Source organism: Kriegella aquimaris (assembly GCF_900103215.1).
GTDB lineage: Bacteria > Bacteroidota > Bacteroidia > Flavobacteriales > Flavobacteriaceae > Kriegella > Kriegella aquimaris.
The window spans coordinates 579541-598838 of sequence record NZ_FNGV01000001.1; the positions used below are offsets into that span (position 1 = coordinate 579541).

19 protein-coding genes are annotated in these 19298 nt (G+C 38.8%); 16 read left to right on the forward strand and 3 right to left on the reverse strand.

Annotated elements, in window-relative coordinates:
• Positions 1-18 precede the first annotated feature (18 nt).
• Positions 19-894: a sterol desaturase family protein gene (locus BLS33_RS02510; protein WP_089884930.1), complete on the reverse strand. Its 876-nt coding sequence runs from the start codon at positions 892-894 to the stop codon at positions 19-21.
• A gap of 233 nt (positions 895-1127) precedes the next feature.
• Between BLS33_RS02510 and BLS33_RS02515 the strand changes: the two genes are divergently transcribed.
• The 5 genes from BLS33_RS02515 to BLS33_RS02540 all read left to right on the forward strand — a co-directional run bounded on the left by BLS33_RS02515 (position 1128) and on the right by BLS33_RS02540 (position 6102).
• The gene (locus tag BLS33_RS02515) at positions 1128-1334 is read left to right on the forward strand and encodes a YgaP family membrane protein (protein ID WP_089884932.1); all 207 of its coding nucleotides are present in this window, start codon (positions 1128-1130) and stop codon (positions 1332-1334) included.
• Between the two features lie 140 nt (positions 1335-1474).
• Positions 1475-2785: an NAD(P)/FAD-dependent oxidoreductase gene (locus BLS33_RS02520; protein WP_089884934.1), complete on the forward strand. Its 1311-nt coding sequence runs from the start codon at positions 1475-1477 to the stop codon at positions 2783-2785.
• A gap of 340 nt (positions 2786-3125) precedes the next feature.
• Positions 3126-3653, forward strand: coding sequence for a DsrE family protein (locus BLS33_RS02530; protein ID WP_089884939.1), 528 nt, complete (start codon positions 3126-3128; stop codon positions 3651-3653).
• Between the two features lie 168 nt (positions 3654-3821).
• A complete protein-coding gene (locus BLS33_RS02535) occupies positions 3822-5171 on the forward strand; it encodes an MBL fold metallo-hydrolase (RefSeq protein ID WP_089884941.1) in 1350 nt (449 codons plus the stop codon).
• Between the two features lie 325 nt (positions 5172-5496).
• Positions 5497-6102: a class I SAM-dependent methyltransferase gene (locus BLS33_RS02540; RefSeq protein ID WP_089884942.1), complete on the forward strand. Its 606-nt coding sequence runs from the start codon at positions 5497-5499 to the stop codon at positions 6100-6102.
• Positions 6103-6288: 186 nt separating this feature from the next.
• Here the strand turns inward: BLS33_RS02540 and BLS33_RS02545 are convergent, their stop codons facing one another.
• A complete protein-coding gene (locus BLS33_RS02545; RefSeq protein ID WP_089884944.1) occupies positions 6289-8586 on the reverse strand; it encodes a TonB-dependent receptor domain-containing protein in 2298 nt (765 codons plus the stop codon).
• 84 nt (positions 8587-8670) lie between these two features.
• Positions 8671-9012 carry a hypothetical protein gene (locus tag BLS33_RS02550; RefSeq protein WP_143017560.1) on the reverse strand — a complete coding sequence of 114 codons (342 nt, stop codon included), beginning with the start codon at positions 9010-9012 and terminating at the stop codon, positions 8671-8673.
• Positions 9013-9339: 327 nt separating this feature from the next.
• Here BLS33_RS02550 and BLS33_RS02555 point away from each other — a divergent pair, with 327 nt between their 5' ends.
• From BLS33_RS02555 to BLS33_RS02605, 11 genes are all read left to right on the forward strand, one after another.
• Positions 9340-9942 carry a TetR/AcrR family transcriptional regulator gene (locus tag BLS33_RS02555; RefSeq protein WP_089884948.1) on the forward strand — a complete coding sequence of 201 codons (603 nt, stop codon included), beginning with the start codon at positions 9340-9342 and terminating at the stop codon, positions 9940-9942.
• Between the two features lie 60 nt (positions 9943-10002).
• On the forward strand, positions 10003-11268 hold the full coding sequence (locus BLS33_RS02560; RefSeq protein WP_089886179.1) for a TolC family protein: 1266 nt from the start codon (positions 10003-10005) through the stop codon (positions 11266-11268).
• 20 nt (positions 11269-11288) lie between these two features.
• Positions 11289-12179: an HlyD family secretion protein gene (locus tag BLS33_RS02565; RefSeq protein ID WP_089884950.1), complete on the forward strand. Its 891-nt coding sequence runs from the start codon at positions 11289-11291 to the stop codon at positions 12177-12179.
• A 13-nt stretch (positions 12180-12192) separates the two neighbouring features.
• Positions 12193-13119, forward strand: coding sequence for an ABC transporter ATP-binding protein (locus tag BLS33_RS02570; RefSeq protein WP_176801305.1), 927 nt, complete (start codon positions 12193-12195; stop codon positions 13117-13119).
• Positions 13112-13846, forward strand: a complete 735-nt coding sequence (locus BLS33_RS02575; protein WP_089884954.1) for an ABC transporter ATP-binding protein — start codon at positions 13112-13114, stop codon at positions 13844-13846. Before BLS33_RS02570 ends, BLS33_RS02575 begins: the two co-directional genes overlap by 8 nt.
• 171 nt (positions 13847-14017) lie before the next feature.
• Positions 14018-15124 (forward strand): ABC transporter permease, encoded by a 1107-nt coding sequence (locus BLS33_RS02580; RefSeq protein WP_089884956.1) that lies wholly within the window; start codon positions 14018-14020, stop codon positions 15122-15124.
• Between the two features lie 89 nt (positions 15125-15213).
• On the forward strand, positions 15214-16335 hold the full coding sequence (locus BLS33_RS02585) for an ABC transporter permease (protein ID WP_089884958.1): 1122 nt from the start codon (positions 15214-15216) through the stop codon (positions 16333-16335).
• Positions 16335-17072 carry an LOG family protein gene (locus tag BLS33_RS02590; protein WP_089884960.1) on the forward strand — a complete coding sequence of 246 codons (738 nt, stop codon included), beginning with the start codon at positions 16335-16337 and terminating at the stop codon, positions 17070-17072. Before BLS33_RS02585 ends, BLS33_RS02590 begins: the two co-directional genes overlap by 1 nt.
• A 26-nt stretch (positions 17073-17098) precedes the next feature.
• Entirely contained in the window at positions 17099-17488 is a 390-nt protein-coding gene (locus BLS33_RS02595) for a hypothetical protein (RefSeq protein ID WP_089884962.1), read from the forward strand.
• A complete protein-coding gene (locus tag BLS33_RS02600; protein ID WP_245731253.1) occupies positions 17485-18384 on the forward strand; it encodes a hypothetical protein in 900 nt (299 codons plus the stop codon). Before BLS33_RS02595 ends, BLS33_RS02600 begins: the two co-directional genes overlap by 4 nt.
• A 93-nt stretch (positions 18385-18477) precedes the next feature.
• The gene (locus BLS33_RS02605; protein ID WP_089884964.1) at positions 18478-19278 is read left to right on the forward strand and encodes a hypothetical protein; all 801 of its coding nucleotides are present in this window, start codon (positions 18478-18480) and stop codon (positions 19276-19278) included.
• The last annotated feature ends 20 nt before the right edge of the window (positions 19279-19298 follow it).

Sequence of the window (19298 nt, forward strand, 5' to 3'; positions counted from 1 at the left end):
AGGCAAGTAGCCCAAGTTTTATTTTTGGCCGCGCTTAAAACCATAAGTATTTTGGTGAATGAAATCTTTGGGGAACTTTTCATCCCCAGGAAAGCCCAGTTTAATATTACCGCTATCCTCTGGAATATGGTTTGTTCCAAAAATATAGTCCCAAAGGCTTAAACTAATTCCGAAGTTAACGCCGTAAGTACCTTTAGGAAGGTCATAAGCGTGATGGTAAAGGTGCATGACGGGATTGTTAAGCAAATATTTCAACGGGCCCCATGTTATCTTAATGTTGGAATGATTGAAGTGGCCGATTGCAATTGCAAAAAAATGTACAATATAGGCTTGTTCCGGTTCAAAACCTCCCAAGATCATTACACCAAAAGTCTTTAACGGTTTATAGAACAGATTTTCCATCCAATGATAGCGTAGATGGGCAGCGAAACCCATTTCCTTGACGCTATGGTGTACTTTATGGAATTTCCATAGAAAAGCATATCTATGTAACATTATGTGTGTAAACCACTGTACAAAGTCAAGAATGATAAAAAAGACTACCAACTGCAACCACATTGGCCATCTTGTTAAGTCTACCAAAGCCAAACTTTGAGCGGTTATTCCAATATCTCCAAATAGTACGCCTAAAAGTTTATAAAACCCGCTAATGGCTATGGCGAATAGAAAGAAGTTGAAGAACATATAAAAACCATCCATCCAAAAATCTTTTCTAAAAATAGATTGCTCCTTGCGCCAGGGAAAAACAATTTCTAGCAGCCAAACCACTAGAGAAATTGCGATAAGTCCCCAAAAATAATTGGTATACCAAGGAACCTCAAATATGATTGATTTCCATGTCCAGTCTATCGTGCCGTTAAATGCGCTAACAAAAGCATCTATATACTTCATTATGAATCACTATTTGGTTAAAGATATGGCAAACTTTTTATCTGCACAGTAACCTAAGTTACACGGCAAAATAGGTATGTAACATAGGTTACAGCACCGAAAGAAATAACAACCTATATTTGATAATGAAATTGGCAAAATTTATTAAACTGGCATTGGTATGTATTATTTGCGCTGGTTTAATTACAACAATTGTTTTACTAATAGAATACGTAAACAACTAAATTCAATATATCATGAAAAAAAACATGGGCGGTACAGATCGCATAGTTCGAATTATTTTGGCTCTAGTGGTAGGCATCTTATACTATCAAAAAATCATTGACGGCACTTTAGCGTATGTGCTTCTTGCCTTGGCCGCAGTATTTGTTGTAACCAGTTTTATCAGTTTCTGTCCTTTATATACCCTCTTCGGATTGAAAACTTGCAAAACGAAAGAATAACCTTAAAAAGTTTTTACACCGTTTTTCTGAGGTAATGTCATAGCATTTCATCGTGTAAGATTTCGACTTGTGTAACCAAAGTTGCAGATAGAATAAAAATTGAACCCTAATTTTAAAGGATTCTTAAAAATTCAATCTAAATGAAATCACATTATCAAGTTCTTATTATCGGTGGTGGTACCGCAGGCATAATGGTAGCCTCCCAACTTATTAAACAAAAACGTTATAAAGACATTGCTATCATTGAACCTGCTAGCACCCATTATTATCAGCCAGCATGGACATTAGTTGGCGCAGGGACTTATGACTACGAAAAAACTGCCAAACCGATGTCGGAAGTAATACCAAAACAGGCCAAGTGGATAATGGACAAAGCTACCGGCTTCGACCCCGACAAAAATACGGTTCATACCTCGGTAAGCGGAGCTATCACCTATGACTATCTGGTAGTCGCCCCTGGCCTTGCTTATGATTTCAGCCTAGTTCCTGGTTTAGGTGAAGCTATTGATAAGGGTGTCGTCTGCAGTAATTATACCGACCCACAACATACGTGGAATGTAATCAAGAACTTTAAGGGTGGTACTGCATTATTTACTCAGCCTACAACGCCCATTAAATGCGGCGGTGCTCCTCAAAAAATCATGTACTTGGCAGAAAGCCATTTTAGAAAAAGTGGTGTTCGTAAAAACACCGATGTTATTTTTGCTACTGGTGGTACGGTCATTTTTGGGGTTAAAGAGATTGCAAAAACACTTATGCAAGTTGTCGACAGAAAAGATATCAACCTACGTTTTCATCATAAATTGGTCGCTGTCGATGCAGAAAAGCAAATCGCATGGTATGAAATGGGCAAGGAAATTACCGCTGGTGGTTGCGTGGTGATTACGGGCAATCAGGAGAGCGAGTTGAAACTTGACGAATCGTTTCAATACAATTATAAAAATGTCAAAGTAATAAAAGATGGTGATAGATATGGTATTCATTACGATATGTTACATACCGCCCCGCCATCGGTAGCACCCAAATTTGTAAAAGAATCTTCACTGGTGAACGATGCCGGTTGGGTAGATGTAAACCATCAGACCATGCAGCACAACAGATACTCCAATATTTTCAGTTTGGGCGATGTTGCCGCGTTACCGACCGCCAAAACTGGGGCCGCCATTCGCAAACAAGTTCCAATCGTAGTAGACAACATTGATTTACTGATTAAGACCAACCACACAGGAAACATGGTCTACAATGGGTATTCATCATGTCCGCTTGTAACCGATTATGGAAAAATGGTTTTAGCAGAATTCGATTACAACAACAACTTCATACCAGATCCCAAGTTAAAACAAATGCTAGTATTCGATAGTTCAAAAGAACATTGGCGTCTGTGGATGCTTAAAAAATATGGACTTCCCTATCTCTATTGGAACAAGATGATGAAAGGAAAAAACGTCTAACAAACGTTTCCACAGTAATGATAAAAACATGAAGCTTTTAAAAAATCTTCATGTTTTTTTGTCCCTTTCCTGATTTTCAAAAATTAAAATAAAGTCCATATGGAATAAATCGGCCTTATTAAAGTTGAAAGAAAGACCAGAAAAAACGTGATACTCCCATCTCCGATAGGTACTAAAAAATCCAATTCTAATTCGATTAAAATGTTCTTGTGACACATCGCCTGCAGTAACAATTGTTACAAATAATTTTACCAAGGAATGCTACATTTGAAAATTATCAGTCAAGAAATGTGATTGCGAATTATATCTATCCATTCCCTAACTATTCAACACCTAAAACATGAGGAAGTTCTTAAGCATTATAATTTTATTATTTATGGGAAGTCAAATGAAGGCCCAAGAGTGGGAAACTCCTGTCATAGATGGGTACGGAAAAATTAAATACTTCAGAGATGTGGCCGTTCAGCCAGACAAAGCATTGGATTACAACCTCATATTCGATATAAAGACTGACAAAGAGCGCGATGGTGTTAACGAGGGTTTATGGAAAATCGCAAGAACATTGAATATGTTAGGCGTTTCGGGAATTGCCAGCGAGAAAATCAAAATTGTTGCCGCAGTTCACGGTGGAGCTACTTTTTTTGCTTTGAACGAACAAAAACATAAGGAAAAATATGGCAAAGGGAATCCCAATTTAGAGCTACTGAAACTCCTTAGAAGTCAAGGAGTAGAGCTCTATGTTTGCTCCCAAGCTACAAGTGCTCATGACATTGAAGATAAAGACCTGAACAACTATGTTCAACCCGCCCTGTCAGCGCTTAGTGTTCTGGCAAATTACCAATTAAAAGGCTATGTCTTCATGCCTTAAGTTTATTCTTAAGAAATAGTATTAAATAATAATAAGGCACTTTATCTATGATTGCAATATTGGCAGAACGCATACCGGTTAATACTTTGTTAAACCTATAGACCGTGTAACCCGGGTTACCGACCCTTCTAATTTTATATGTTAATTTTATAAAATAAAAATAGCTTTATGGAAATCAAACAATTTCAAGATAAACCTTTAGCGCACTATTCTTACGCTATTTTGAGCGATAAAAAAATAGCTTTGGTAGATCCTTCACGTGACCCAAAACCATATTATAAATTCGCAGAAGATAACGATGCGCAAATTATCGCCGTTTTCGAGACACATCCACACGCTGATTTTGTGAGTAGTCATTTTCAAATTCACAAAGAGACAGGTGCGACCTTGTATGTCAGCAAATTGGTCGGTGCAGATTATCCCCACGCCACCTTTGATGATGGCGATGAACTCCAGATGGGAAAAGTAATTTTTTCCGCAATCAACACTCCCGGGCATTCCCCAGATGGTATTACCATCGTAGCGAAAGACACAGCATCTAAATATGCGATTTTTACGGGAGACACTTTATTCATCGGAGATGTAGGAAGACCCGACCTTAGAGAAAAGGCCGGCAATATGGTCGCCAAACGTGAAGAACTGGCGAAGGCCATGTACGATACGGTCCAAAATAAATTTAATGCACTTCCAGATGAAACGGTAGTATATCCGGCACATGGGGCGGGATCACTATGCGGCAAGAATATGAGTACCGATTCATCAAGCACACTTGGCGATGAGCGCAGAGGGAACTGGGCGTTTAAAAACCAGACCGAGAAGGAGTTCATTAGTCACATTCTGGCTGACCAACCTTTTATTCCCTCTTATTTTGGTTTTGATGTCGATATCAACAAGACAGGTGCCGACAACTTTGAAAGTAGCATTGCAAAAGTGCCGCTTCGAATCGGTGTTGCCTCCGTTAAAGAAAAAGATATTATTGTGGTCGATACCCGCAATACCGAAGATTTCAAGAAAAACCATCTACCAAACAGTGTGAATATAATGGCGCAGAGTGAAGATGATAAAATTGAGACCTGGCTTGGGGCCATAATTCAACCCCAGGAACCCTATTATCTCGTAATCGATAAAATTGAGAACAGAAAAAACATACTTGAACGCATTGCAAAGATAGGTTACGAAGACCAGATTAAAACGGTTATCACACTATCGGACGAAGAATCATTGGAGCAATCCGATAAATTGAACATTGAAATGTTCAGAAACAATCAGGACCAGTTCACGATTTTAGACGTCAGAAACAAAAGTGAGGTGAACGAGGAAAAGTTTTTTAAACAAGCCATCAATATACCGCTTAACGAATTACGAGATTCCATGGACAAAATTCCAACGGATAAACCGATTGTGGTTCATTGTGCAGGCGGGTATCGGAGTGCAGCCGGTAGTAGTATAGTTTCGAAGGAAATTAAAGATACTCCGGTTTACGATTTAGGGGAAAGCATCAATGAATTTAAAAACTAGGGCTGTTGAAATCAAAGTTTGACAACTACCGAAGGGAAGAAAAATTTTGAATTCCATATAATATTCGAAAACTTGACAATAACGCTTTGTTGCCCAGAGAAAAGTAAACCTTTAAATTTCCGCCGAAACAAATAATCAAGCACAGTTATATTGTTGAGCAATTATATCGTATATAGTAAACTAATTTAGATGTTAACGAGTTATAATAGTCATGATATTTCCTATTTAAAAAGTCAAACGAAATTCAGTCATAATACCTTTTTGAAACCCCTTTAGAGCAAAAGAGTATGATGAAAAAAGAATGCTAAGCTATATTTAGATTGTTATGAAAGAATATCCAATTGATTTTTGGAACGGCCGTTATAAAAGCGCTTCATACATTTATGGTACGGAGCCCAATGAATTTTTCAGAAAACAACTAGAAAAACTTAAGGTTGGCAGTATACTATTGCCCGCCGAGGGCGAAGGGCGAAATGCAGTCTATGCTGCAGGTCAAGGTTGGAGTGTTACAGCATTTGATAGGAGTACCATCGGTAGGGAAAAGGCCTTAAGACTTGCCCTGAACAAAAAGGTAAGTCTTACGTATGAAGTCGCCGATGTCATGGAATTCCAAACAACCCAACGATTTGATGTCTTAGGTTTGATGTATGCCCATTTTCCAAAACAGATACGTAAGCAAGCGTACCAAAATTTATTGGGGTTTCTAAAACCGGAAGCCAAGGTCATATTTGAAGCCTTTGCGAAAGAGCAATTGGAAAATTCTTCTGGGGGTCCCAAAAATCTGGATATGTTATTTTCAATCGAGGAAATCAGAAACGAGTTTTCAGGATTAAAATTTGAGTTTCTAGAACAACAAACGATCAAACTCGACGAAGGAGAACACCACCAAGGAAAAGCAGAAGTGATACGTTTTGTAGGAATAAAAAAGTAGTCGATCTAATTATGAACTATTTTCTTGTCACGAAAAAATAAAAACCACAAGAAATTTAAAGTTCTATACGTCTTTTGGTAGCCATTTTGAATAGCTAGCCATTTAAAATCTAACCCGAAAGTCTATCATGCTTCGGTTTGTGGACACCAAAATATAATGGGGGCATTTAGCCCCCATTTTTTTACTTTAAAATTTATACTGTACAAAAGCCGACAAATTTCTTCCCGGATCATTGATAGGAACACTACCGAAATCGGCCTGATTATTAAAGGAAAAGTTTAAATGGTTATTATAAGTTACATCGAACACATTTAAAGCAGCGACTCCAAGCGTAACGTTTTTAAATGGAACTACCCCCAAACGAATATCCAATACTTCATACCCATCAGTGGTATTTTCCCCAAAAGAAGAAGCGATATTATTTTGCGTAGAAGTCAATGTGTAATTCGCATTTGCCCAGAATTTCTCACGTTCAAAGGCAAGTTTGAAGCGAGTCACCAAAGGTGGCACCAACGGCAGGGATTCATTTAAATCTTTATTCTTAGCGTAAACATAGGCCATTTCCGTCGTAAAATTAAAATCGGTCAAAAAATCAATACCCGCCATCACTTCAAAACCGGTTTTATAAGCATTGTCCAAATTACGGAATACCTTAGGGTTTACAGGTTGTTGAGTAGGCATAAACTTTCGGGTCTGGGTCGGATCGATTACCGCCACGATATAGTTTTCGTAAATTGAATAGTAGAATGAACTGCTGTAATTGAATTGGTCGAAACCTTTGGCCTGCATCGGTATTTTTCCTTTAAAACCAACTTCGAATTGATTGTTGACCTCGGCATCGAGGTTTGGGTTACCTATATATTCATAAGAGTCTTGCCCAACGGTAAAATGATTTATGGCCCGTTCGATCATATTTGCCGAACGTACGCCCCTACCGTAAGCAACTTCCATTAAAAATTGATTGGAAAGTGCATATTTTATTGAGGTCGTTCCACTAAGATTATGCTCTGTACGTTTATCCAAATCAGGATATAACGCGGCGAAATCGGCCTCAGGATCCTGAATTTCAGAAGTAACTCCGTCGTAGCGCACACCAACCGTCATCATGGTTTTATCACTAATAGGATATTTGCCTTCTAAAAATACCCCCAAATCGTTGATGTAAGAATCTTGCCATACCTTATCGGTAAATTCCATGGGAGTTGCCAAAGGCCCCATCATATTTCGTTTAACCAGTCGCGTGCGCTCACCGTCTCGGGCAATATGTAACATATCGACACCAGTAAACAATGTAAGTTTGTCGGTAGGTTTTAGTTCTAGTTCCAATTTACCTCCTGCGGTAACAGCATCAATAGCAGAAATGGCCTCGGTCATCATAAAACTAGGTCTGAGGGTATTGGTCATAATATGATCAACATAACTATAGTAGACTTTGGCATCCAACCCTTTGACCATACCATTTAGACCATCCAATGAATAATCTACCGAAAGTATAGAACTATTATCCTCATCGGTATCCATTGGCAGTCCCGCATGCAAAACATCTCTTCCATAAGATTGCCTCCAATGTGCCTGAAGGCGCTGATTTTCGGTTAGGTTGTACCCTAGACGAAGTCCGTAATCCAAACTTCGAAAAGATGAAGGTATTTCAACTCCGTCACCATCTTCATAGTTGCCAAAATCTCTAAATCCGACATTACCCACCACATCATATGTTGAAGTGGCCTGCTGTAAACGCGCCATAGAAACCAATGAGTTGCCGTTGGTTTCATAGCCTGCATGAACGCTTCCGCTGATACCGTAATCGTCGGCTCCTGGTTTTTGTGTCACCATATTGACGATACCTCCAAAGGTGGCTCCGTAACGCACGGTATATGGTCCTTTAATGATTTCTATTTTTTCGATTTCTTCAGGAATGACATGCGTGGTAATAGGATCCATTCGGTTGGGGCAGGCATGCATGGCTTTTGTTCCACCATCAAATTGTACATTCAATTGTTCATATTGTGTGGCTCTAAAGGAAGGGTCAATAGCATAGTTGCCCCGCTTGATGAGCGAAAACCCGTTGAGATCTGTAAACAGATCGGCAACATTTCTCGGCTGGACTATTTTCTTAACATAATCGTTGGTCACTACTGCAAATACAGGATCAATTTTGGCATTCCCAGTCACTAAGACCCCATTAACTTCAATGGGTTCCTCTTCCAGTAGAAATTGTTTTACCTCAGAATTCGGCACAATAAAATACTGGTTTGTTTTATACCCCATATAGGAAATAGTCATAGATGTGCCGTCCTCAGGAATCGTCAATTGAAAGTTTCCATTACTATCCGTGTAAGTGGCACTACCCTTCTGTGGAATGACATGTGCTTCTTCAAGTGGACTCTTATTTTGGCCCTCCATGACCTTTCCAATAAAATTCTGTGCGTTGACAAGCTGCCCGAATGCAAAAAGCATGGGAACCAATAGATATTTGAAATTCATTTTTTGAATCTTTAAAATTATACGTAGAGATACTTTCGAAAACGCTGTTTGCGGGATTCGAAGCGGTAGAAAAGAAATATAACCTTAGATTCGAGGAGGATGTGTGATGCGATCGATAAGATCGAGGTGGTAATTATTGTTATAGCATAAATCAAAATGAGATGTACAATTATAGGGAATAAAAAAATCAAGCTTAAAAACTGAATCTAAAAATAATACCGTTTCAATTTTTAAAAAATCAAGGTTTATGGGGTCTTTATTATCCAGACTTTCTTGTGAAAGCATCTGCGATAAGGCACATTTGCCATCACAATGTAATTCGGGACGGTCTTTGTTTTCGCAGAAGTTTTCGATAAAATCATTGGTAAAAATGGCATAATAGCCCAAGGTACCCGAAATCTTAAGGGTACTTGCCAAAGTAATCACAAGGAATACTGTTGATATGACTACATGCGGAATTTTCACACGCCAAAACTACGTTCAAAATTTATCTTATAAAGTGACATTTGTCACACTACGCACTTTATTTTAGCATCGCGATGCTTTCCACTAATGCATATAGTCATAGAGACCCACTTACTCTTCTATGGCATAAAAGCACGGCATACCCTGTCTCTTTGCGACTTATTCCTCTAATTTGTTTTGAAATTTTGCACGTGGCGTACCTTAGAATATTCCTGTTTTTCTTTGAGACTGAGGAGATTGAATATTTTTTTGTAAATTTACTAACCATTTGGTTAAACTAAATAGTTAATGAAAGATTCAAGTACCGAAAAAATTATCCTAAAAGCTGCCATCGCTATATTTCAAAAAAAAGGAATGGCGGGAGCTAGAATGCAAGAAATTGCTGATGAAGCTAAAATCAATAAAGCGATGTTGCATTACTATTTTCGTAACAAACAACAGTTATTTGAAGCTGTCTTTATGGAAGCATTCCAAAAATTTGCGCCTCAAATGAATGGAATATTTAACTCGGAAGCCCCTGTCTTTAAAAAGATTCAAGATTTTGCCGAAAATTATATCTCTTTTGTTCTCGAAAACCCTTATTTGCCCACGTTCCTCATTCAAGAAATAAATATCAATCCCGATTTCGCAGACTCATTTTTCAATGCACATTCGTCTCCGAATCCGATATCGTTCGAAAAGCAGATTGCGCACGAGGTCGAAAAAGGCATCTTAAAACCTACGGATCCAAAACAACTTTTACTGAATCTTTTTTCGCTCTGCGCCTTCCCCTTTGTGGGGAGTGGATTAGTAAAAGGAATATTAAAACTCGATAAAGATTCATTTAACAAAATGATGGAAGAACGAAAGTCGCTGATTTCTGAATTGATTATCAACTCAATAAAGGTATGACGTATGTCATTGGAAAGCACATTAAAAAAAAGGAATTTGACAACCTATAAATTAGTCAAAATGCGAAAACAATTGATTTTACTGGCACTAATCTTGCCCTTTGTCTCCTTGGCGCAGCAGACGCTTACGCTTGACGAATGCTTTGATCTGGTAGCCAAAAATTATCCGTTAGTAAAACAATCCGAATTGATTGAAAATCAATCACGTTTGGCTATTGAGGCTATCAATAAGGACAAACTACCCAAATTAAATGTAAACGCTCAAGCCACTTATCAATCTGACGTTACAAGCTTGCCAATACAACTACCCAATTTAAGGCTTGAACCGCCCAACAAAGATCAATACCGGGCAACCTTAGACGCAAACCAGCTGATTTATAACGGAGGTATGATCGATGCAACTTCCAAGGTAAAGGAAGCTATCTCAAAAGTAAACCAACAGCAGGTAGAAGTTAATCTTTACACACTGAAAAATCAAGTCAACCAATTGTACTTGTCCGTTTTATTGCTACAAGAAAATCATAATCTGTTAACAGCGAAAGAGAAACAATTAAATGCCCGATTAGAAGAAGTAAAAGCGGGCGTGAAATATGGAGCTTTGTTGGCATCTTCGGAACAAGTTTTACATGCTGAACTCTTAAAGATCAGGCAACAATTTATTGAACTCGATTTCAATAAATCTGCGCTTATAAAACGATTGTCACTCTTGATAGGGAAAGAATTATCAGCAGATGTGAACTTGACACTCCCCGTGGTTATTATGTCAGGTGTCGAATCTGCTCGGCCAGAACTTCAGCTTTTTGACCTTCAGAAAGAACAGGTCGCTTATGCTTCAAAATTAATTTCAAAATCAAACCTTCCAAAACTTAACGCTTTTGCACAAGGTGGTTATGGCAACCCGGGACTGAACATGCTCGACAATTCTTTCAACACTTTCTATATGGCCGGATTAAAAATGAATTGGAATGTATTTGATTGGAACAAAACCAAAACCGAAAAGCAATCGCTAGAAATTAATAAACAAATCATCGATTCACAAAAGGAGACCTTTGAACTTAACAACGATTTGGAATTAATCAACCTACAATCGGAAATCGACAAGATCAAGGACTTGATTTCCACAGATAATGAGATTATTTCCATTCGGGAAAGCATTTTGAAAACGGCAGAATCCCAACTAAAGAACGGGATTATCACGGCATCGGCCTACATCACGGAATTTACGAATCTCTACGAATCTAAAAGCCAAATGAATGTACATGAAACACAACTACTGTTGAACAAAATTCAATATCAGATTACAAAAGGAACATATTACAAAAACTGATTTCAACTCAATCCATACGAATGAAACAAATAATTATATCAGCGGTACTCTCAGCCATCTTATTAGCCTGTTCAGACAATGGCGATAAAGCGGATGGATACGGAAATTTTGAGGCTACGGAAACAACGATTTCCGCAGAGGCGAATGGAAAACTTTTGACCTTTTCTGCAGAAGAAGGAGAAGTTTTGGAACAGGGTACGATTGTCGGCGTCATCGATACCATACAACTCTCGTTAAAGAGAAATCAATTGCTGGCATCAAAAAATACCATTTTCTCGAAATCAAGAAATGTATTGTCACAAAGGGAAGTACTAAAAGAACAACTACGGGTAGCTACAAATGACCAACAACGTATCGAAAACCTTGTAAAAGCAAATGCCGCCACCACAAAACAATTGGACGACATCAATGGGCAGATCGACATCCTAAAACAACAAATGAGAAGTGTCGAAACCCAAAATGCTCCCATAGTCAACGAAGTAAAAAGTATTGAGATACAGATACAACAGATAGTCGATCAAATTCAAAAGAGTATCATTGAAAATCCCGTCAAAGGAACCGTTTTGGTCAAATATGTCGAACCAAACGAGATAACCGCTTTCGGAAAGCCCCTCTATAAAATCGCCAATCTTGATCAAATGGAACTCCGTGTTTACATAAGCGAGACCGAATTGGCCAATCTAAAAGTAGGCCAAGAAGTTACCGTAAAAATCGATTCGGGGGACACAATGAAATCGTATACAGGGCAAATATCATGGATTTCCGATACCGCCGAATTTACTCCGAAGATCATTCAAACAAAAGAAGAGCGTGTAAATCTGGTCTACGCGGTTAAAGTCAAGGTTAAAAACGATGGAAGCCTAAAAATAGGAATGCCTGCGGAGATGTGGCTAGGGAAAACTAGCGAGTAAAGACGAAATAATTATGTCAATTTCGATAAAGAACATCAGCAAATCATACGGTAAGGTCAAGGCCTTGACCGATATTTCCTTTGATATAAAGCAAGGGGAACTGTTTGGGTTGATCGGTCCCGATGGGGCTGGCAAGACCACCTTGTTCCGCATATTGACCACCTTACTATTTCCTGATAAGGGAGAGGCTACTGTTGCCGATTATGATATCATAAAAGATTACAAAGACATTAGGAGCCATGCCGGCTATATGCCCGGCCGCTTTTCATTATACCAAGATTTGACAGTAGCTGAAAACCTAACGTTTTTCGCTACCATCTTTGGAACCACCATCGAGGAAAACTACGATTTAATAAAAGATATTTATATGCAAATAGAACCTTTTAAAAATCGAAGGGCGGGCAAACTTTCTGGCGGAATGAAACAAAAATTGGCGCTATCATGTGCCCTGATTCATAAACCCAAAGTGTTGTTTTTAGATGAGCCAACCACAGGTGTAGATCCTGTTTCCCGAAAGGAATTCTGGGAAATGCTAAAACGTTTGCAGAAAAAGGACATTACTATTTTAGTTTCCACACCTTATATGGACGAGGCGGAACTTTGTGACCGAATAGCGCTGATTACCGATGGCGAAATATTACAGGTCGATACGCCCCAAGCGATTATGCAAGCGTTTCCTAAAACAATATATAAAGTGCGTACGTCGGAAACGTATCGTTTGATCAAAGACCTCAAAACATATCCAAAAACACATTCTGCTTATCCCTTTGGGGAATATTTACATTTTACCAGTACCGATGAAAACCTTGACCCTGAAGAACTGATTCATTTTTTAGAGCAAAAAAAGCATACCCAAATCGAAGTTGAGAAAATCGACGCTTCAATAGAAGACACATTTATGGAACTGACCCACACTAGAGAAGTAAACGCACATGACTAACGAAAATGCCATAACGGTAAAGAACCTGACCAAAACCTTTGGTGACTTTACTGCCGTAGATGCTATTTCGTTCGAAGTGGGAAAGGGCGAAGTCTTCGGCTTTTTGGGGGCGAACGGCGCGGGCAAGACTACAGCAATGAAAATGTTGATAGGCATTTCTAAACCAACAAAAGGAGAAGCAAATGTAGCGGGTTTCGATGTACGAACCCAAGCCGAAGACATCAAAAAGAGTATCGGCTACATGAGCCAACGATTCTCGCTGTACAACGATTTGACGATTAAAGAGAATATTGTTTTTTTTGGTGGAATCTATGGTTTGAAAAAATCCGTAATCAAAGCGAAGTCGAAAAACCTGATTGATGAGCTTGGCCTGCACGACGAGGCGGATAAGTTGGTAGGATCTTTGCCTTTGGGTTGGAAACAGAAAGTATCATTTTCCGTAGCCTTATTGCATGATCCAAAAATCATTTTTTTAGATGAGCCCACGGGAGGTGTAGACCCTATAACCCGACGTCAATTTTGGGAAATGATCTATCGCGAAGCCAACAACGGCAAGACCATTTTCGTAACCACGCATTATATGGACGAGGCGGAATACTGTGACAGGGTTTCTATAATGGTAGCAGGAAAGATAGAAGCGTTGGATACACCCAAGAACCTGAAAGAAAAATACAAAGTAGACTCTATGAACAAAGTATTTCTAAAATTGGCACGGAATATTGAGTAAAGAAAAAAGATATGGAGAAAATCATAAATAAAACAGTGTTGAAAATCAAACATCTTTGCGAGAAACGAAGCAAGCTGCTAGCGGAAGACAAGGTTGAAGATATGATTTCGCTGTGCTTGATATAACCGCAAGTGCGATGAACATTACCGAATAACAAAGTAGCACATCAAAATGAAACGTTTCATAGGCTTTATCAAGAAAGAATTCTTCCACATTTTAAGGGATAGACGCTCGCTGTTCATTCTTTTCGGTATGCCCATTGTGCAGATTATGCTTTTCGGTTTTGCCATCACCAATGAAATTAACAATGTAGATATCGCGGTACTCGACCACTCCAAAGATGATGTCACCAAAGAAATAATCGATAAAATCGCGGCTTCTAAATATTTTAGTATAAAGGCATTTATAGACAACGAAACGGCTATCGAAAAGGTCTTTGAAAAGGGTCAAATAAAAGCGGTATTGAATTTTGAACCCGACTTTAGCCGGAAACTAATCGCCGAAAATGGGGCAACCGTACAGATTTTGACCGATGCCACAGATCCCAATACGGCCAACACCATCAGCAATTACACGGGGGCCATTTTGCAAAAATACCAACAAGAATTGAACCAAAACGTGGCCATATCCTATCAAATCGTTCCACAAACGCGCATGGTCTATAACCCTGAGTTGAAAAGTGTCTTTATGTTCGTGCCAGGGGTAATGACCATAATTTTGATGTTGGTATCTGCTATGATGACCTCCATTTCAATCACTCGAGAAAAAGAATTGGGTACCATGGAAATCCTTTTGGTTTCCCCGTTAAAACCCGCTCAAGTAATTATCGGTAAAGTGGTTCCCTATGTGTTTCTATCGGTAATTAATGCGGTGATCATTATTATTTTGAGCATTTTCGTATTTAAAATGCCCGTTGAAGGTAGTCTGTTTTTATTGGGAGCGGAAAGCATTTTATTTATCATCAATGCACTTTCGCTCGGAATTTTAATTTCTACCATTTCCTCCACACAACAAACCGCAATGATGGTTTCCTTGATGGGTTTGATGCTTCCGGTAATACTGCTGTCTGGGTTTATATTTCCCATATCAAGTATGCCGTTGCCACTACAGATTATCAGCAATGCAATACCCGCCAAATGGTTTATTATTATTCTAAAAGGAATTATGCTCAAGGGAGTGGGATTGGCCTATCTCTGGAAAGAATCGTTGATTTTGGTCGGTATGACGCTTTTCTTTATGGCCATGAGCGTGAAGAAATATAAAATAAGATTGGAATGAAAAAACAAATATCAAGTGCGAATTGAGAACGAAAACTAATTTAAAGAAGAAGTGTAACATCTAGTACGTAACAGCTAGCAATCAACACAATGAACACCATACGCTACATCATCCAAAAAGAATTCAAACAAATCTTTAGAAATAAGGCGATGTTACCTATCATTTTTGTGTTGCCCATGATTCAATTGATCATCTTGGCGAATGCGGCTACCTTCGAGGTCAAGAACATCAAATTTTCTTACATCGATAACGACAAAACCTCTTTCTCGCGAGCGCTTGTGGACAAATTCGAAGCATCGACTTATTTTGATGTACTCCATAGTTTCCCTTCCGCTAAAATGGCAAAATCGGCGATGTTAGATGGAAAAGTGGATGTAATTATAGAAATTCCTTCCCATTTTGAACGAAATCTTTTAAAGGATAAAAAAACAAATCTATCTGTCACCATCAATGCTATCGATGGTGCAGCTGCTGGAGTAGAAAATGTCTACATTAACCAGATTGTGCAACAGTTTAACCAAAATGCGAAAGTAGCATTAATGCAAACTGGCGATGCTATGGCAAAGCCCCAAAACATTATTACGATTCCCTCTTTTTGGTACAACGAGACCTTGAATTATAAAACTTTTATGGTACCCGGAATTTTAGTTTTATTGGTAACCATGATCACACTTTTCCTTTCGGGAATGAATATCGTAAGGGAAAAAGAAATTGGCACTTTAGAACAGATTAATGTCACCCCTATCAAAAAATATCAATTCATTATAGGTAAACTTTTTCCGTTTTTAGTACTCGGTCTGGTACTCTTGACGGTGGGCTTGATCATTGCCAAACTACTATTCCAAGTTCCCATGGTGGGAAGCATTCTCTTGATGTACGGTTATACCATCATCTATATTTTGGTTATTCTTGGTATCGGGCTGTTCATTTCGAATTTTACAGATACACAACAACAAGCAATGTTTATCGCATGGTTCTTTATGGTCATTTTCATATTGATGAGCGGTCTGTTCACCCCAGTAGAAAGTATGCCGAAATGGGCCCAGATACTAACAGAATTCAATCCTATCAAATACTTTGTGCAGGTCATGCGCATGGTCATGTTAAAAGGTGCAGACTTGCAAGATATATATCCGCAAGTCATTAAAACTTTGCTCTATGCCCTAATAATGAATGGGTTGGCCGTATGGAGTTATAAAAAAGTAAGCTAATGGAAAACAACAACAATCGTTTACAACCCGAAGAATCTAAATTTCTGTCGGGGCCTTTGTCCAGATTTAAAGAACTGTTCTTTACCTTCAGGGTAGCGTTTAGTTTCATAAAGGCCTTTCGAAAAATGCACTTTATCGGGCCCTGTGTAACCGTTTTTGGATCAGCGCGGTTTGATAAATCCAATCCCTATTACAAACAGGCCGAACTGGTCGGGGCCGCTTTGGCAAAATTAGGCTTTACCGTTATGACCGGTGGTGGGCCGGGTATTATGGAAGCAGCGAATAAAGGGGCTTACGAAGCTGGCGGTTATTCTGTGGGATGTAATATTATTCTGCCGTTTGAACAAAAACCGAATCCGTATTTGCACAAATGGATCGACATCCGCTATTTTTTCGTTCGAAAATACGTGTTGATAAAATATTCGTACGCATTCGTTGTCATGCCCGGCGGGATGGGAACACTTGACGAACTCTTCGAATCAATTACCTTGATTCAAACCAAAATGATTGAAGATTTCCCAGTTGTTATTTTTGGTTCGGAATACCACAAAGAACTATGTCACCATATTAAAATAATGGCCGAAAACGAAAGTATAAGCCCAGAAGACATGAAACTACTTTTCGTAACCGATTCTGTGGAAGAAATGGCCGAGCATATAAAAACCCACGCCATCAAAAAGTTTAAACTGACACCAAAACAACAAAAACCGAAATGGTGGTTCGGGGAAGGTAGTTGAAAAGTAACCTCAGAAAGTAGTTCAAGATGATAAAGAGAAAAAGTTTCAGTTACCCTGTTATAGCCATTTTAACGGTATTCGCCCTGTTGACCTTATTTTTGAGCAGTTCAGTGCTCTTTGATTGGTTCGGAATACGCGCTAAGGAAGGCAACTACGTACCTTTTGTTGTCTGGGCGAATTTTGTCTGCAGCTGGCTCTATCTTCTCGCTGTCTACGGATTTATAAAGCTAAGAAGGTGGACCTATAAATTACTCACGGCATCTGCCCTTATTTTGGTACTCGCTCTTATAGTACTATACTTTCACATCAATGGTGGGGGCCTCTATGAAACAAAAACCGTAGGTGCGTTGTTTTTTAGAATTACCCTATCCCTTGTTTTTGCCCTGTTGGCGTATCTAAGAATCACAAAAGAATGAACAAAAAATTATACATTCTGATTTTAATGAACTTGGTTATTTTGAGCTTGGAGGCCCAAGACACAACCTCTAGTATTCCCCAGCTTGATCTTGCCAAGATTGCCCAGGTCAACCAAAGTGATAGTTACATCACATTTCCCACGGATATTGGAAATCTTGAACCACTAATGTTCGAGGCCAACGTAAACCCCAGCTTTATCATCCGTGAAAGGAAAGAATCTAACTTGATGGCGGTACTTACGTCGCAGATTACGATCCGAATGTACAATGAGGATTCCTATCCCGTAAAAACACCCAGTTACATTCCCCAGATTACTTTTTACTATTTGACCGGAGATAAAAATCCAGCCAACGGTTACACGCTTTTTGGAAAATTAGCCCACCATTCGAATGGACAGGATGGAAATTTTTATGACAATAATGGTGATATCAATTTACAGGACGGTAATTTTGCCACGAACTTTTTTGAACTGGGCCTGATAAAAACATCGTTCAGCAAACCATTGAATGCCTCAAAATTCTTCAAAAGTTCTTTTGAGGTCCATCCCCGAAGTTGGATGCTGGATAAGATGCATGGGCGCTATAGCGGTTTCCGTTGGCACAACGACTTTTTAGCCTATAAACTTCCCACAAGAATGGGACACGGTGGTTCCGTAAGGGCCGATTTTTCGGTAAAATTAGAAACCATATGGCTGATTGACAAAATCAATGATTGGGACACTTTTAATTTAAAAAGGTTCAACGCTAGGCTTACGTTTTATTACCACCCAAAATTTTTGGAGGAAATTGGCTTTTTCGTGCAACTGTACCACGGGGTAGATTATTATAACATCTATTTTGAACATCGTTTAGACGTCGTTCGCTTTGGAATAATGACCGAGTTATTACGGTTTTGATTTATTGAAACCAAATCTTCCTCTGTAACAAAAGTTGCTGTGCAGCTTATCCACTTTCCTGAACTTAGTTAGAAATTTAAAGCTATATAAAAAATGAAAAATAGTAAAATTTCTTTCGTAGTTCTTATGGCCCTTTTTACAGGGGCGACCATGATGTTAAGTGCACAAGGGGGTTCTGTCAATATTGAGGATTACTTTCCAGGCCCGAACTTAATGAAAATCGTACTTGCCGAAAACAATGGCCTTAAACTCTCTGAAACGCAATTGAATCTTTTTACCGAATGGGGCAAGGAACACCAATCTATAATCGCAGCAAAAAACAAGCGGATAGCCGACTTGGAAAAAGAGGGTAAATCGCTTTCTCAAAATAGTGCCCCTGATGACGAAATATTAAAAAAAGTAGATGAAACAAATAATCTCCGATTAGAGGTTGCTTCCACCAAATTAAGTTGCAGAGATCTTTTACGAGACAACTTAAAGTCTAAACAATGGAAAATGTTGGTTTCCAAATATAAGAAAGACCATCCTTTTAATGAACGGAAAAAAATGATGGAAGTGATACAGCACGTCAACCCAGTACCAAATTATATGAGTGTTATCAATGCGAATATTTCCGAATTGGATATTTCTCAAGAGCAAAAAAAGATAACGGACGCTTGGAGTACCCAGAACCATCCGGAAATGATGAAAATGGCAAACCAAATCATCTCATTGGAAGCGGATATTTATAACAAATCACTAAAAAACACTTCCAAGGAAATCATTTATAAAAACTTCGAAGAAATCAACAAAATACGCACTCAGATTGTTGAAAGGAAAACGAAATGCCGGAACCTAGTCAAACAAACATTGTCTGATGACCAATGGACCGAATTAGTGGCCAAAACGATGTGATTGAAGAGGGCTTCGCCCAT

Coding starts and splice junctions, on each gene's coding strand:
- BLS33_RS02605 (WP_089884964.1), top strand. CDS start 18,478: ATGAAAAATAGTAAAATTTCTTTCGTAGTTCTTATGGCCCTTTTTACA.
- BLS33_RS02545 (WP_089884944.1), bottom strand. CDS start 8,586: ATGAATTTCAAATATCTATTGGTTCCCATGCTTTTTGCATTCGGGCAG.
- BLS33_RS02595 (WP_089884962.1), top strand. CDS start 17,099: ATGATAAAGAGAAAAAGTTTCAGTTACCCTGTTATAGCCATTTTAACG.
- BLS33_RS02555 (WP_089884948.1), top strand. CDS start 9,340: ATGAAAGATTCAAGTACCGAAAAAATTATCCTAAAAGCTGCCATCGCT.
- BLS33_RS02565 (WP_089884950.1), top strand. CDS start 11,289: ATGAAACAAATAATTATATCAGCGGTACTCTCAGCCATCTTATTAGCC.
- BLS33_RS02590 (WP_089884960.1), top strand. CDS start 16,335: ATGGAAAACAACAACAATCGTTTACAACCCGAAGAATCTAAATTTCTG.
- BLS33_RS02600 (WP_245731253.1), top strand. CDS start 17,485: ATGAACAAAAAATTATACATTCTGATTTTAATGAACTTGGTTATTTTG.
- BLS33_RS02520 (WP_089884934.1), top strand. CDS start 1,475: ATGAAATCACATTATCAAGTTCTTATTATCGGTGGTGGTACCGCAGGC.
- BLS33_RS02515 (WP_089884932.1), top strand. CDS start 1,128: ATGAAAAAAAACATGGGCGGTACAGATCGCATAGTTCGAATTATTTTG.
- BLS33_RS02560 (WP_089886179.1), top strand. CDS start 10,003: ATGCGAAAACAATTGATTTTACTGGCACTAATCTTGCCCTTTGTCTCC.
- BLS33_RS02530 (WP_089884939.1), top strand. CDS start 3,126: ATGAGGAAGTTCTTAAGCATTATAATTTTATTATTTATGGGAAGTCAA.
- BLS33_RS02580 (WP_089884956.1), top strand. CDS start 14,018: ATGAAACGTTTCATAGGCTTTATCAAGAAAGAATTCTTCCACATTTTA.
- BLS33_RS02585 (WP_089884958.1), top strand. CDS start 15,214: ATGAACACCATACGCTACATCATCCAAAAAGAATTCAAACAAATCTTT.
- BLS33_RS02570 (WP_176801305.1), top strand. CDS start 12,193: ATGTCAATTTCGATAAAGAACATCAGCAAATCATACGGTAAGGTCAAG.
- BLS33_RS02575 (WP_089884954.1), top strand. CDS start 13,112: ATGACTAACGAAAATGCCATAACGGTAAAGAACCTGACCAAAACCTTT.
- BLS33_RS02540 (WP_089884942.1), top strand. CDS start 5,497: ATGAAAGAATATCCAATTGATTTTTGGAACGGCCGTTATAAAAGCGCT.
- BLS33_RS02535 (WP_089884941.1), top strand. CDS start 3,822: ATGGAAATCAAACAATTTCAAGATAAACCTTTAGCGCACTATTCTTAC.